Here is a 13,880-nt window from a genome sequence, read left to right as displayed (position 1 = left end):
GGTACCCTAACTGTCTGGCCCAACGAAAATCCAATGCTCTTACCGGCCTTATTTATACATATAGGTTATAGATCGGACTCTCTGTTTTCGACCACACGCTGCCAAAACGTCTCACTATGTCGCGAAAGGCGCGCTTTGCTGCGAAATATCATGATCCTAATCGGCACTTCGTTTTTTAGGTCACCTGCATGCACCAGATGCCCCGCTGCCAAGTCCGGCTCTGCGATTGAGCTAGGCAGGAAGGAGACGCCCTGTCCTTCTTTCGCCATCTCCAAGTTGGTCGCAGCCAATACCGAACTCATGATCGGCGTCATTCCCGGGCGCCCATGTGCGGCCCAGTAAGATTTAAGGATAGCGTGAAGACCAGATGCCTCGGCATAATCAAGCACGGGGAACGGATCTTCGCCGCCTAAGCACCAGCGTGGTGACCCATCGGCAAGCGGCACACACACTGGCACAAGCCGATCTTCACCGATTTGAATGGCGTTGAATTGGCGCCTGGAAAGCCCGCTTGGCAGATCCAACCCCATGTGAGTAATTAAAAAATTGACCTCACCGGCCTGTAAGAGCCGGATGGACTGCCTTTGCGTATCCGAGACCATGTTCAGTGTCCCAAGCTCGGCGGGTCCTGTTACTTGCATCAGCCAACGAGGAACGAAGGTGTAGGATAGCGCATGGGTGACCGCGAGGTTGAGTTGACGACGGCTTTGCCCCGCCGCGTCCTGAACATCCTGCCGTGTCTCGGCGATCATACGCACGATGTCTTCGGCCCGACCTTGCAGAGCCTCCCCGGCCGGCGTCAGTGTGACACTGCGCGTGGACCGACTGACAAGGGGGGCCTGAAGCACGTCTTCGAGGCTTTTAATCCGTCGACTGAAGGCGGGCTGTGTCATGTTCCGCTTTGCCGCTGCCCGCGAGAAATTCAATTCGCGCGCCAGTTCTAGAAAGTCTTCAAACAGATCAAGGTTCACCGGCGCCCCCCGTATATTGATACAATAATTGCATCAGCATACAGCCAGATCAATCGCTTCCATTAGGGGGCGTATACAGAGGCTAGGCATCCTTGATTTACCTGCTCTTGAAAGTCGCCTTGGGTCCCTGTCCTAAGCCGTGTCTATTTTGACGGGACACCTTTGGTACGCAGTTTTCTTTTCTGCGCGGCGATCCGGAACGGGGCGTTGGGCGCTCCGTACCCCTGATAGGCATCGACGCGCTGAACGATCTCGAAGAACAAGCCGCCATTGAAGGGCTGGCTGTAGAACTGGAAGAACGCACCGCTTTCGTCTTCATCGTACAGGATGTCAAAGGCACGCATTTTTTCTAGAACGTCTGCGTCCAACGAGAACCGCGCAGCAACATCTGCATAGTAGTTACCGGTCATCTCTAGTCTTTGGAATCCGTTCGCGGCCATCTGTGTCGCCGTTTCAAAGATATCAGGCGTCGAGAAAGCGACATGCTGAACGGCACCGCCAAAGCTGTCTGCAAGGAAACTGCCGGCCAAGGTCCGGTGCGTTTCTGCGCCGTTGAGGGTAATTCGGACGGCCTCATCCGGGGTTTGCAGCGCTTGGCTGCGCACCAGACCGTCAGGGTCCACCACATCCACCATCGGCGAACGGCTGATCTGGAACAGGGTTGTGTAGAAAAGCGCCCAGCTTAGCATCTCGTCATAGTTCATTGTCTCGGCGACATGATCGACCTGCTCGAGCCCGCAGTCAGAATCCTTTGGTTCCGACACGGGACGGAACTCGACAGACCAAACGTCAGACAGACCGCTTTGTTCATCGATGAAATGGATCAGGCTACCCCCGACACTGCGGATGGCTGGGATCTCCATCTCTCCGGGTCCGACCGGTTGGTTGAAGGGCGTCGCGCCAAGGGCCAAAGCACGTTCGGTGGTGTCTTTGGCGCTGCTAACCTGTAGGCCCAGATCACAAATGGTCGTTCCGTGCATCGTGTAGGCCGAGCTGGCGAAGCCTGTGGTCTCTTGGTTCAAGATGATGCGGATATCGCCCTGACGCCACAGCGCGACCTTCTTGGAAATGTGGTCACCTTCGTGGACAAACCCCATCGATTGCAGCGTCCGCGCCAAAGCCTTTGCTTCTTCGCCACGCGTCGCAAATTCGATGAATTCCACCCCCTCAAGGCGCACTCTGGCAGGGATGTTCGGAGTATCCACTTTTAGCGCCGGTTCGGCCAGCCGCACGTCATCCATCAGCGCGACCAAAGACCGGTATCCATCAACCGCCAGCGTCTCGGGCCGACCGCCGCGGAACTGATCGTTGAAAATCTCTAGGCTGATCGGCCCCTGATAGCCCGTTGCCGTCACAGCGCGCATGAAATCAAGAACAGGAAGATCCCCCTCGCCCGGCATATTCCGGAAATGGCGAGACCAATAAAGAAGATCCATGTCAATCAACGGCGCATCTGCCAGCTGAACAAAGAAGATTTTGTCGCCAGGAATTCGTCGGATCGTATTCGGATCAATCTTGCGAGACAGGGTGTGGAAACTATCGACAATCAGGCCAATGTTCGGGTGGTCTGCACGGCGGACGACCTCCCAGGCATCGCGATGGTCATTGACATGCTTGCCCCAGGCAAGGGCCTCGTACCCGACGAAGATATCGTATTGTGCCGCAATTTCGCCAAGCGCGGCAAAGTCGTCGGCCGCCCTGTCGATCCCGCCCAGTGATTGAGGGTGGCAAGACGAGCAGACCAGAATCCGATCCGTGCCCAATTCTGCCATCGTGTCGAATTTATACTTTGCCCGATCAAAGGCCTTGGCCCGCAAAGGCTCTGGCAACCCTTCGAAATCACGGAATGGCTGGAACAAGGTGATTTCCAAACCGTGGTCACGGATCATCTGTCCGATCTCCCGCGGGGAACCGGTGTCAGCGATGAAGTCCTGTTCGAAAATCTCGATACCGTCGAACCCAGCTTTGGCGATCGCGGTCAATTTCTCGCGAAGGCTGCCAGAGATCGAAACTGTCGCAATAGAGGTTTTCATGTCCGTGTCCCTTTGTCGATCAAAGTGAAAGGCTTGGCCCTTCGTGAGCAGCCTCACCGTAGAACATTCTAAAGCATTTGCCGTCTGCTTCCGAGAAATGCTGGAATAGGTTTGGAAGCGCTTCGGAAAGGTGGGTTTTTGCAGCGAGGACTGAAGAAGCATCTGTAGTTTCGGCCACCAAAAGAAGATCGAAATCTCCTTCGTTTCCACCGCGCATGGTCTTTTCGACGCTGTGCCGGTCTGTTGTGTCATGGTTCAACTGACAAACACGCAGGCTGACGATACCATCTTTGCCAAGGTAGATCGAAAGCTCTTCGTTCAGATGGGCGGTATCAAGCGCCGGGCTGGTAAGTCGAACTTTCCAAATCGCCACATGCGAGCCAAACCCATTACCAATTTTCAAAATCTGATGGCCAAGCGCGCGATCGAACGGCCCGAACTTTGGCATGATCCGCTGCGTCCACGGCGAAGGGTTATCGAGAATGGCCTTGTACTCGGCTCCATTCAGAACCTCTGGCCCGTCCGTGGCGTACAGAATGAAATGGGCCAAGGGGTTGTCCAGTTCTTCGAACACGCGGACCCCCAAAAAGCCTGGCGAAAACGTGCGGTCCGCAATGTGCTCTTGCGTCAGCCACGCGCGGTAGTCATCCAAATCTTCGGCGGAAATTTCGCACCAAATCGCAAGGAAACCGTAGTCCTTCATGTGTCAGCTCCATAGAGGGCTTGTCTAGCGACGGTCATATCCATGTCGACACCGGTCCAAAGCCGAAAAGCTGGGGCTGCCTGCCAAAGTTGCATTCCAGTACCGGGCACTGTTCGACAACCACGCGCTGCCGCTTCGCGCAGAAGACGGGTTTCGCGGGGCACATAAATCAGGTCACAAACCAAAAGCTCGGCCCGAAGCAATTCAAGATCAGGCAGCGCGGTCTTGGAAAGACTGCCTTCCATTCCGACGGGGGTCGCGTTGACAAGAATATCCGCGTCCCTAATGGCTTCAGCCAAAAGTGCGTGGTCCTCGAGATCAGCCAAACGAATAGGCAAATCACGTTGTTGAAGCCGTTCGATCAACCCCCGGGCTTCTTCGAAAAAGGCATCGCGTCGGTTGAAAAGAACGATTTCAGACACACCGTCCAAAGCGGCTTGAACAGCCACCGCGATTGCAGCGCCTCCGGCACCAAGGATGACCATTCGCTGACCAACAACATCGTGACCCGCATCCCTCAACGAAAGCATGAAGCCTTCCCCATCAGAGATTTGGCCGGTGAGCTTACCCTCATCATTAACAATCACATTGACCGCCCCTGCCAACTCTGCCGCCTCTGAGAGCGCATCAAGGTGCGGAATGATTGCGCGCTTAAGGGGCATGGTTACATTGGCCCCTCGCATGTTCAGCGCACGCAGCGCTGAAACTGCCTCTTCCACGTGATCGCCCCCAACATCGAAGGCTAGGTAAACATAGTCCAGCCCCATCGCTTCAAAGGTGCTGTTCTGCATTACCGGAGAACGGCTGTGATCAACTGGAGAGCCGAACAATCCGATCAGGCGCGTCTTTCCGGAAATCGAAGAAATGGCGGGAGCAGAAGTCATTAATCCTCCTGCGTTTCCAGCAGGTCGGCACGAAGCAGGGTTTCGTCCAAGGGTTTTTCAGCGAACAGCGCCCAGGCGTGTACACCTTGATAGATGAACAACTCATAGCCAGAGATGATATCCAGCCCTGCCGCTGCAGCGTCCGTCAGAAACTGCGTATCGACCGGTGTGTAAACCGCATCAAAGGCCCAATTGGCACCTTTCATATATGACGCGGACAACGGAGTTCCTTCGTAGCCAACCATGCCGACAGGGGTGCAGTTGACCACCCCATCCACCCCCTCACAGGCAGTCGCCTGATCAGATGAAACTACGATCCGGGTCTCTGAACCCGCAGATTTCAGATCAGCTGCAAGCGCCTTGGCCTTGGCTTCATCACGGTCCAAAAGGCGAATTTCTGTCGCACCCAAAGAGAGAAGCCCAAAGGCAACCGCACGCCCTACTCCACCGGTTCCGATCAGGCAGACCACCCCCGGCTCTGCGTCCCCGCGGACATTGCGATACCCTGCCTTGAAGCCAGAGTAGTCTGTGTTGAATCCCTTGGGTCCAGCGTCCTCGAACAGCACGGTGTTGATGGCTCCGATGGAGCGCACCAGCGGATCGTCGATCTGGGCCTTATGCGTGGCAAGCTCTTTGTAGGGGTACGTGACGTTGATGCCGCGATACCCCTTCCGTTTGCAGTCGTCAAAAACGGCGTCAAACTTTGCGCCCAACTCTACAGGGATTAGTCGGTCATAACGCACGTCCATAGCGTTCTGCTGCCCGGCCAACTTATGGAGGAGCGGGGATCGGGACCGTGAAATATTGTCACCAATCAGGCCGAGCAGCAGATCAGGGGTCGTTGTCATTTGGAGGTACTTTCTGATTTGCGACCCAGAAGCATTCTTTTGCCACGGGTCCACAGCGGGGTTTGGCTAACGAAGATCAAGATCACGGCAATGAACAGGACCAAAGACAGTGGGCTTGTGAATATCCCTTCAAAGAAGCGGCCCAGATCTTCGCGTTCCGAAATGATCGCGCGGCGCCAGTTGTCATCCAGAAGGCGCGACAGGATCACACCAAGAATGACTGGGCCAAGCGGATAGCCATAGTGGCGCATGAAATAGCCGAAGACACCAAAACCAAGCATCCAGTAAACGTCGGTGATCGAGTTGTTCACGGCATAGGCCCCGACGATGGACAGAAGCATGATCAGCGGGATCAGAACCGAACGAGGCATCTCGACGATCTTGGTGAACAGCTTGATGCCAGTCAGACCAAAAATCACCATGAAGATATTGGCCATAACCAAGGCGCCGACGATGAACCAGAACATGTCAGGCTGGTCGATCATCAACATGGGGCCAGGGTTCAGGCCATGGATGAAGAGCGCACCGATCATAATCGCGGTCACGGCGTCGCCGGGAATACCAAGGGTCATCATCGGAATGAAGGCACCGCCCACCGCAGAGTTATTGGCGGTTTCAGGTGCAATAAGCCCCTCCATCGCGCCATCACCAAACTCGCGCTCGGGGTCCTTCGTAACCCGTTTCGCGTGGTCATAAGCCATCAGTGCAGCGATATCTCCACCGGTGCCGGGTAGCGCACCAATAATGACGCCGATGGTGGACGTTTGCAGTGACAGTGGCAGATGCTTCTTCACGGTCGACAAAGAAGGCACGATGCGATTGATCTTCTGGCGTACGGCGTCCTTGTCTACGTGGTGCAATTGAAGAAGCGCTTCGGAAACGCCGAACATACCGATCATCACGGCGATGAACGAAATCCCCCCCTCAAGAAGTCGGAAATCGAATGTGAAGCGTTCGGTGAAAGTAAGCGGGTCACGTCCGACCGCCCCAATTGCGATGCCCAATGCGCCAGCAAAGATACCTTTCAAAAGGCTACCTTGTGACAGGGACCCAACCAGCAGAATTCCGAGAATTGCCAACAGCATGTAGTCGCGGGGCTGAAACTTCAGCGCAAAGTCAGAGACCACCGGCGCAGCTACGGCCAGAACGCCGATTCCGATGAAACCACCGATGAACGACATTACTGTGGTTACGCCAATGGCCGTTCCAGCTTCACCGCGCTTCGCCATCGGATATCCATCCAATGCCGTGGCAATCGCCGATGGCGCGCCGGGAATGTTCAGCAAGATCGCTGTACGCGACCCACCATAGACACCGCCCATGTAGATGCCGATCATCAACGAAATTGCGGGGTAAACATCCCAAGAGAAAGTAAACGAAATCAGGATCGACACGGCCATGGTGACCGACAGTCCCGGGATTGCACCGACGTAGACACCGGCAAAAGTCCCCAAACCCACCAACATAAGAAGCTGGGGCTGCGTGAAGACGGTCAAAAAGTTCATCAGGGCGTCCATTACGCGTCACCCCCATTGGTCAGATCACGGAAAAATTGGATGAATTCGGCCTCGGGGACGATGCCTGCGGGCATCAGAACGGTGAAGACAATGCGGAAGATCAGCCAGATCACAATCAGGCTGCTAAGCGCGACTGTCAGCGTCCAACCCCAACCGCGGCGCGCCAACAGCTTGATCGCACCAATCAGGAACAGGGCCGAGGTCGGGAGGAACCCGAAGGGCTTCAGCAAAATGCCATAACCGACAAGAGCAGCGGCAAAAATCAAAACAACGCCGGGCAAGATATCACGTGACAGGGTTTCCGAGGTATCCAGCGGCAAGCGCGCAGTCTTTGCAACGATCAGCGCGGCCGAGATGACCATCGCAAGCGTTGTGGCCATCGGCACAGATCCAGGCGCAGACAGGGCTTCGAAACCGGAAATACCGTAAGCGCTCCACAACAGACCAAGACTGGTCACCAGCATGACGACGCCAAAGATCAGTTCCCCTGGGCGGCGCATGTTTTCAGTTCCGCCAGGTGTGGCGTCCGACGTGCCGTCGTGGTGTTCGGGATCAATATGCTGCATGACGTCCTCCCCAAGTCGCATGAAAGAAAATGGCGCCGCACCTGCTGTAACGAGGCCGGCGCCAAAAGGGTTTGGACGGGAAATCCCGCCCAATCCAATTTAATTACGGGCGTGCAATACCGAACTCTTCAGGCGAGTTCTTGGCAAGACCTGCGTCCTGCAGCAGCCATGCTGTACCTTGCTGCCACTTGCTCAGGAAGGCATCCGCTTCGGCACCCGAGATGCCCATCATGGTGAAGCCACGGTTGTCCATCAGCTCGACAAAGTCGGGGTGCTTGGCGCCTTCCGCGTATGCTGCTTGCAGTTTGGCGATGACATCGTCCGGAGTGCCGTTCTTAACGAATACGCCAAAGAACGGGCCCCAAGGCAGATAAGTTTCAAAGGCAGCGTTGAACTCGGTCACGACCGGTGCGTCTGGCAGTTTTTCGTTACGCTCGACGTCGAACACGGCCAGCGGTTTCATCTTACCGGCGCGAACACCTTCGATCGCGGCACCCAGAACGGCAGGCATTACGTCAATAGCACCACCCTGCAGCGCGGTCAGCGCGGGGCCGTCACCATCGTAAGGAACCGAAATCACGTCCAGATCGCCCTCAATGGTGTTGATCATTGCGGTCACGACCGACGGCAGACCGCCGGGGCCAGTTGCGCCGAAACGAACTTCGCCGGGGTTGGCTTTGATGTAGTCCATCAGCTCGGCGTAGGTGTTGTAAGGCGCGTCAGGGTTGGCAACCAGCATCGGGGTGCCGCGTGCCAGAATGCTGATCGGGGTAAAGTCGTTATAGTCTTTGTCGCCCAGACCCATGATCTTGTACAGCATCGGATTTTCAGCGCCCATCAGCAGCGTGTAGCCGTCAGCGTCTTCGCCAACAACATGGTTCAGCGCGATTGCGCCAACGCCACCAGTCATGTTTTGCATGACGACAGTACCACCCAGAGCCGCCTCTGCATGCGGGGTAACCGAACGCATTACGGTGTCAGTCGAACCACCGGCGCCCCACTGAATGATGCCTTGAATTTCTTTTTCTGGATACTCGGCCAGTGCAGCGGTCGAGGTCAGAGCCAGAGCTGACAGAGCTCCGAATACGAAACGTTTCATTATTTCCTCCCAAAGGGCTTCGTGTTCATCCTGCCAGATTTGGCAGATCACGTCGGATTAATTGACGCAATCCGCATGTAACGTCAAATACCTAAGTAGCGCCGCTTTTAACTTGATGTTAATAGGCGGATCACTTCTGACTTTTCGCCGTTTCAGTAAGCCAAGGCTGATGCTCGACAGCGAGCGAAAGTTCACGTTTGAAGTTACGGATGGTATATTCGGCGAAGTTCGACAGCACTCGCCCTTTACGGCGGGCAATAAAGATCTCGATAGAATGCTCTTCTTTCAGAGGCCTGCGTACTAGGCCCGGCATATAGACTTCGGCCACCGAAAACACGTCGATAAGCGCGACCCCCAATCCATGCCTTACAAGACTAACCACGGTCTGCGCGAAGCGTCCTCGCATCGAATGATGTATCTCGATGCCCTCATCCAAAAAGGGTTTCGCCAGTTTTGCACCATAGGGGTCCATTGGATCCATGCTGATGATTTTTTCATCGACCAGATCATGAACGGATACTTCGGCTTTCTCGGCCAATGGGTGCCCTTCTGGCAGAATCACCACCAGACGTCCTTCGGCGATTTTCTCATTCTCGATTGCCGCGTTTTGAACCTCGGAAGACATGATTACGAATTCGCCCCGCTCAAGCAGCAAGTAATCCGGGGTCTCTTCGATCTTGAGGATATTTAGGTCGATGAACAGATCGTCGTAACGGGACCTAACCCGCTTTAAAACACGCGCTGCGATGAACTGTGCGACGGAAGGAGCCGAAGCAAACGCAAGGCTGACATCTTCCCCTTTTTGCAAGGAGCCAATCGATTCCTGCAGATTCTCGACACCCCGATAAACCTCTCGTATCTGATCGAAAACCGGACCTGCTTCAACGGATGGAGTGAAAAGCCCCGCTTTGCGTTCGAACAGCCGAATACCCAGAGATTCTTCTGTATGTTTCACCAAACGACTGATGCCCGGCGCTGAGACATTTAACATCTTTCCCGCACCCGTAATGGTACCGGTCATCATAACCGCACGAATGACCTCTATCTGACGAAGCGTCATTTCCGCCATTTTGCTCCTCCCTGACCAACCCTTGCGATTAACTTAATGTTATTAACTCACCCAAACAAGCAATTGACGTTACCCACTCTGTCGCAGAGGTTCTTCGCAAATACGATCGAAAGCTCTCATTTTGTCGACTTCGAACAATTCAAAAATCGAAACCTGTGACCTGTTGGTAGCCGGCTCTGGTGCGGCTGGCTTCGCAGCAGCAGTCGTCGCCGCGCATCACGGTCTGAAGGTCATTCTTATTGAAAAGGACATGACGCTTGGCGGGACCTCGGCACTGTCGGGGGGCTGGATATGGGCTCCGTGTAACCCGGTCGCAAAACGTCACGGTATCCTTGAAGAAATCGAGGCACCGCGCAGGTATTTGAAGGCAGTTCTAGGCAACAACTTTCGGCCCGAACTAGTGGACGCGTTTTTGAAAGCAGCACCCGAAATGGTCGCGTTTTTCGAAGACAATACCGCACTGACCTTCGATTGCGGAGCAAAGATTCCTGACACCTACTCTGAATTGCCCGGCGCCGGCATGGGGGGACGATCTGTGATCGCGCAGCCCTATGATGCCCGATCTCTCGGGGATGACGTTGACCTTCTAAGACCGCCCATGAAAGAAACAACCTTTCTTGGCATGACGATACAAGCTGGTCCGGACCTGCGAGCCTTTTTGACCGCCACTCGGTCCGTGAAGTCGATGGCTTATGTCAGCCTTCGCTTCGGTCGCCACCTGTGGGATTTATTGCGCTATGGGCGTGGTATGCAGCTTCGAAATGGCAACGCGCTGATCGGTCGTCTCTTACGGGCCGCTTTGGACAAGGGCGTCGACCTTCGCCCGAGCCACAAGATAACGGAGCTATTGCAAGACCAAACCGGCGTCATCGGGGCGGTTGTTGAAAGCGAGGCAGGCAAAACCACGATCCACGCCAAGCACGGTGTCGTTCTTGCCTGCGGTGGCTATGCCAATGACCTGGCGCGTCGAGAAAGCACATTTCCCCGACCAGAAGAACACCTGACGCTAGCGGTTCCGTCGGCCACCGGTGATGGGTTGCGCCTTGGTGAAACGGCCGGCGGGCACCAAGACCTTTCGGTTGCAGCCCCCGGGGCGTGGTGCCCGGTTTCTCAGGTTACATGGCCAGATGGAAGTACCGGAGTATTCCCCCATATTATCGACCGCGGCAAACCCGGCGTGATCGGGGTACTGGCCGACGGACAAAGGTTCTGTAACGAGGGCCTTGGCTATCACGATTATGTCCGAGAAATGCTGACCAAGGTTCCAGACGGCCAAGAGACCGCGTCTTGGTTGATCTGCGACCACCGCTTCCTGCGTCGCTATGGGTTGGGAATCGTACGCCCTGCCCCGATCCCGATTTCAGGATGGCTGCAAAGCGGTTACCTGACCCGCGGGAAGACGCTTGCCGACTTGGCCAAGGCCTGTGGTATCGACACGGCCGGCCTTGAAGCCACCGTTGCAGATTTCAATGAGGATGCTCGTCGCGGCGAGGATCCAAGGTTTGGACGTGGAACAACACCTTATATGAGGCTTCAGGGCGACCCGGATGTGCGCCCAAATCCATGTCTCGCCCCTATCGAAAATGGGCCCTTTTATGCAGTGAAGGTCGTGCCGGGCAGCTTCGGCACCTTCTCAGGATTGAAGACAGACGGAAACGCGCGGGTCCTTGATGACAACGAAGACCCCATCCGCGGCCTTTATGCAGCCGGAACTGATATGTCGAGCGTCATGGGGGGGCACTACCCCGCAGGCGGAATCAACCTTGGACCGGCTCTGACCTTTGGGTTCATTGCCGGGCGCCATGCTGCAAAAGAAAGCTGAGGTCGTTCATGCTATCACTCGCACATCTTACGGCAATTGACCTGCCTCCGCCCGAGCTGATCCGCCTAGCGGGAAAAGTGGGATTTGACGCGGTTGGCCTCCGCTTAATTCAGGTAACCCCGACAAGCCCCGGCTATCCGCTCATGGACGATCCGGTGATGATGCAGGAAACCAAGGCCGCCCTGCACGACACAGGTATACTTGTTCACGACATCGAGTTTATGAAAATCGAACCCGATAAGGATATTTCGGCGCTTGAGCCCTTTTTGGCCGCTGGCGCAGAACTGGGTGCGAAAGAGGTCATAACCGCCCCTTACGACCCAGATTTAAATCGTCTGGCAGATCAGCTAGGTGCCTTCTCAAACCTCGCAGCGAAATACGGTCTTGGCGTTTCTCTTGAGTTCTTTCCATGGACCGACGTTCCAGATCTAAAAACTGCTGTAAGAGTTGTCACCCAAGCGGGTCCTAAAGTTGGGATCCTCATCGACAGCCTACATTTTGATCGTTCGGAAAGCTCGCTGGACCAGTTGCTTTCACTTTCACCAGAACGCCTGCGCTTTGCCCATCTCTGCGATGCGCCAGTTCACCCGCCCTACTCTACTGAAGATCTCTTCCACGCCGGCCGCGCTGAACGCCTGCCTCCGGGTGACGGGCAGATCGACCTTGTGTCTTTCCTGCAAGCGCTCCCAAATCAAACGCCTTTGGGCGTTGAAGTCCCTATGAGTCAATTGACGAAAAGCCATGGACCAGAACATGTCGCTGAAACAGTCTTGAAAGCAGCGAAAGCTCTTCAAAAACAAGTGGCTGAAACCGGATAGCACAATCTTCTATTCAATCGCGATTTTTACAATCCAACGTAATAGATGCCGCTAGAGCCTCCCAATCAAGTAGAAATGATTGGGAGAGCATCAGCAGGCGGGCAAATGCTTTGCTTTGGTAACGGCAAAGTATTGCTGCAGTTTCAAAGGCTTGCTGGGCCAGCTTTGCCGACCCAACAAGCAAAGAAGGTTGGGCCCTACAGTCCCAGTTTGTCCCGCATAAAGGCCAAAGCCACACCAAGACCTTCGGGGTCGATGCCGTGGGCGGTGCCTTTCATGACGTGGGCGTAGACGTCTTTGAAGTCTGCGCCCTGCAGGGCCTCGATCGCAGCGGGAAGCGACTGGATCGGCACCACGTCATCGGCATCGCCGTGGACCAGAAGGATGGGCATGCGGCTGACGGTTTCCTCGGCCAGAAGTTCGGGTTCCAATAGGCGGCCAGAGAAGCCGACGACGCCGGCCACCGGGTCTTCGCGACGTGGCGCGACCTGAAGGCTCATCATCGTGCCCTGACTAAAGCCGAACAGAACAACTTGCTCTGGCAATAGATCTTCGTCGACCATCAGCGCATCAAGGAATGCATTAAAATCTTCGACGGCTTGCACCATGCCGCGCGCGGCTTCTTCTTCAGATGAGCCGTCGATCCATGGGATCGGGAACCATTGATAACCAAAAGGCATCCCCGGAATGGACTCGGGCGCATCGGGCGCCACAAACAGCGTATCGGGCAGATGTTCGGACAAGGGATCGGCCAGCCCCAGAAGGTCTGCGCCATTGGCACCATAGCCGTGGACGAACACCACCGCCGAACGAGTTTCGCCTGATTTCGGCCCTTTGCGGCCTGCCTGCAATACGCGTGTCATCGGATCCCTTCCCGTTCTTTCGCCACGTGGTAGTAGGCCCAAAGCGCCCGCGCTGCAACGCCTCTCCATGGTGACCACGCTTCGGCCATCTGTCGCAGCACTTTTTCCTTTGGACGCTCGTCAAGATCGAACAAAAGGCGCACGGCCTCCTGCAACGCAAGATCAGCGGGTGCAAAGACATCCGCGCGACCAAGGCTGAACATGGAATAGATTTCGGCTGTCCATCGGCCGATGCCGGGTACGACGATCAGCGTGTCGATGACCTCTTCGGTCGGCATCTCGCGCAGCGCATTGAAATTGATCCGTTCTGCCGCCAAAGCCTTGGCATACCGTATCTTTTGATGGCTCAAGCCGCAGGCCCTCAACTCTTCCTCAGAGGCCCAGATGATCTTGCGCGGGCCGGTTAACCGGGCATTCCTCAGACGCTTCCAGATAGCATTTGCAGCCGCGACCGAGACCTGCTGGCTGACGATCGAAGACAGCAGCATCTCAAACCCATCCTTGCGGCGTCGCAGAGGCAGCGGGCCTGTCAGCTCTAGCAATTCGGCAAAGCGCGGCTCTTTTCGGGCAAGGTATTCCGCCCCTTCGGCCACGCAGGCCTCTGTTTCTATGATACGTCCAACCATGGGCGCAGCCTGATACTTCCTACGCCCCTTGTCACCCCTGTTCGTGGATGAACAAGCCCTG

The 13,880-nt window shown here is 55.6% G+C and carries 13 protein-coding genes; 2 read left to right on the top strand and 11 right to left on the bottom strand.

Annotated features, from left to right (window positions below):
• Window positions 1-65 precede the first annotated feature (65 nt).
• From CLM58_RS12365 to CLM58_RS12325, 9 genes are all read right to left on the bottom strand, one after another.
• Window positions 66-971, bottom strand: coding sequence for a LysR family transcriptional regulator (locus CLM58_RS12365; RefSeq protein ID WP_095596213.1), 906 nt, complete (start codon window positions 969-971; stop codon window positions 66-68).
• Between the two features lie 143 nt (window positions 972-1,114).
• On the bottom strand, window positions 1,115-3,004 hold the full coding sequence (locus CLM58_RS12360; RefSeq protein ID WP_095596212.1) for a bifunctional sugar phosphate isomerase/epimerase/4-hydroxyphenylpyruvate dioxygenase family protein: 1,890 nt from the start codon (window positions 3,002-3,004) through the stop codon (window positions 1,115-1,117).
• A gap of 19 nt (window positions 3,005-3,023) precedes the next feature.
• Complete coding sequence (locus CLM58_RS12355) at window positions 3,024-3,707, bottom strand: hypothetical protein (RefSeq protein ID WP_095596211.1); 684 nt, start codon at window positions 3,705-3,707, stop codon at window positions 3,024-3,026.
• Window positions 3,704-4,591 carry a shikimate dehydrogenase gene (gene aroE / locus CLM58_RS12350; protein ID WP_188720421.1) on the bottom strand — a complete coding sequence of 296 codons (888 nt, stop codon included), beginning with the start codon at window positions 4,589-4,591 and terminating at the stop codon, window positions 3,704-3,706. The genes CLM58_RS12355 and aroE overlap by 4 nt, the downstream gene beginning before the upstream one ends.
• The gene (locus tag CLM58_RS12345; RefSeq protein WP_095596210.1) at window positions 4,591-5,439 is read right to left on the bottom strand and encodes a shikimate dehydrogenase family protein; all 849 of its coding nucleotides are present in this window, start codon (window positions 5,437-5,439) and stop codon (window positions 4,591-4,593) included. The genes aroE and CLM58_RS12345 overlap by 1 nt, the downstream gene beginning before the upstream one ends.
• Window positions 5,436-6,956, bottom strand: coding sequence for a tripartite tricarboxylate transporter permease (locus CLM58_RS12340; protein WP_095596209.1), 1,521 nt, complete (start codon window positions 6,954-6,956; stop codon window positions 5,436-5,438). The genes CLM58_RS12345 and CLM58_RS12340 overlap by 4 nt, the downstream gene beginning before the upstream one ends.
• Window positions 6,956-7,522, bottom strand: coding sequence for a tripartite tricarboxylate transporter TctB family protein (locus CLM58_RS12335; RefSeq protein WP_095596208.1), 567 nt, complete (start codon window positions 7,520-7,522; stop codon window positions 6,956-6,958). Before CLM58_RS12335 ends, CLM58_RS12340 begins: the two co-directional genes overlap by 1 nt.
• Window positions 7,523-7,625: 103 nt before the next feature.
• A complete protein-coding gene (locus CLM58_RS12330; RefSeq protein WP_095597092.1) occupies window positions 7,626-8,621 on the bottom strand; it encodes a Bug family tripartite tricarboxylate transporter substrate binding protein in 996 nt (331 codons plus the stop codon).
• Between the two features lie 130 nt (window positions 8,622-8,751).
• Window positions 8,752-9,690 (bottom strand): LysR family transcriptional regulator, encoded by a 939-nt coding sequence (locus CLM58_RS12325; RefSeq protein WP_095596207.1) that lies wholly within the window; start codon window positions 9,688-9,690, stop codon window positions 8,752-8,754.
• Between the two features lie 121 nt (window positions 9,691-9,811).
• Between CLM58_RS12325 and CLM58_RS12320 the strand changes: the two genes are divergently transcribed.
• Both CLM58_RS12320 and CLM58_RS12315 read left to right on the top strand, forming a co-directional pair.
• Window positions 9,812-11,512, top strand: a complete 1,701-nt coding sequence (locus CLM58_RS12320; RefSeq protein WP_095596206.1) for an FAD-dependent oxidoreductase — start codon at window positions 9,812-9,814, stop codon at window positions 11,510-11,512.
• 8 nt (window positions 11,513-11,520) lie between these two features.
• On the top strand, window positions 11,521-12,330 hold the full coding sequence (locus CLM58_RS12315; protein WP_095596205.1) for a sugar phosphate isomerase/epimerase family protein: 810 nt from the start codon (window positions 11,521-11,523) through the stop codon (window positions 12,328-12,330).
• Window positions 12,331-12,527: 197 nt separating this feature from the next.
• Here CLM58_RS12315 and CLM58_RS12310 read toward each other — a convergent pair whose 3' ends face one another.
• Window positions 12,528-13,193 carry an alpha/beta hydrolase gene (locus CLM58_RS12310; RefSeq protein ID WP_095596204.1) on the bottom strand — a complete coding sequence of 222 codons (666 nt, stop codon included), beginning with the start codon at window positions 13,191-13,193 and terminating at the stop codon, window positions 12,528-12,530.
• Window positions 13,190-13,819, bottom strand: a complete 630-nt coding sequence (locus CLM58_RS12305; protein ID WP_095596203.1) for a DNA-3-methyladenine glycosylase family protein — start codon at window positions 13,817-13,819, stop codon at window positions 13,190-13,192. Before CLM58_RS12305 ends, CLM58_RS12310 begins: the two co-directional genes overlap by 4 nt.
• Between the last annotated feature and the right edge of the window lie 61 nt (window positions 13,820-13,880).

Origin of the sequence: Actibacterium pelagium (genome assembly GCF_002285415.1) — a bacterium.
In the GTDB taxonomy this organism is placed as follows: Bacteria; Pseudomonadota; Alphaproteobacteria; order Rhodobacterales; family Rhodobacteraceae; genus Actibacterium_B; species Actibacterium_B pelagium.
The sequence above is the reverse complement of the archived record's forward strand: the minus strand, read 5'-3'. Positions and strand labels throughout refer to the sequence as shown.

Excerpts from the sequence above, each read along its gene's own strand:
- CLM58_RS12315 (WP_095596205.1), top strand. The coding sequence starts at position 11,521 with ATGCTATCACTCGCACATCTTACGGCAATTGACCTGCCTCCGCCCGAG.
- CLM58_RS12330 (WP_095597092.1), bottom strand. The coding sequence starts at position 8,621 with ATGAAACGTTTCGTATTCGGAGCTCTGTCAGCTCTGGCTCTGACCTCG.
- CLM58_RS12345 (WP_095596210.1), bottom strand. The coding sequence starts at position 5,439 with ATGACAACGACCCCTGATCTGCTGCTCGGCCTGATTGGTGACAATATT.
- CLM58_RS12340 (WP_095596209.1), bottom strand. The coding sequence starts at position 6,956 with ATGGACGCCCTGATGAACTTTTTGACCGTCTTCACGCAGCCCCAGCTT.
- CLM58_RS12310 (WP_095596204.1), bottom strand. The coding sequence starts at position 13,193 with ATGACACGCGTATTGCAGGCAGGCCGCAAAGGGCCGAAATCAGGCGAA.
- CLM58_RS12325 (WP_095596207.1), bottom strand. The coding sequence starts at position 9,690 with ATGGCGGAAATGACGCTTCGTCAGATAGAGGTCATTCGTGCGGTTATG.
- CLM58_RS12355 (WP_095596211.1), bottom strand. The coding sequence starts at position 3,707 with ATGAAGGACTACGGTTTCCTTGCGATTTGGTGCGAAATTTCCGCCGAA.
- CLM58_RS12360 (WP_095596212.1), bottom strand. The coding sequence starts at position 3,004 with ATGAAAACCTCTATTGCGACAGTTTCGATCTCTGGCAGCCTTCGCGAG.
- CLM58_RS12305 (WP_095596203.1), bottom strand. The coding sequence starts at position 13,819 with ATGGTTGGACGTATCATAGAAACAGAGGCCTGCGTGGCCGAAGGGGCG.
- CLM58_RS12335 (WP_095596208.1), bottom strand. The coding sequence starts at position 7,522 with ATGCAGCATATTGATCCCGAACACCACGACGGCACGTCGGACGCCACA.
- aroE (WP_188720421.1), bottom strand. The coding sequence starts at position 4,591 with ATGACTTCTGCTCCCGCCATTTCTTCGATTTCCGGAAAGACGCGCCTG.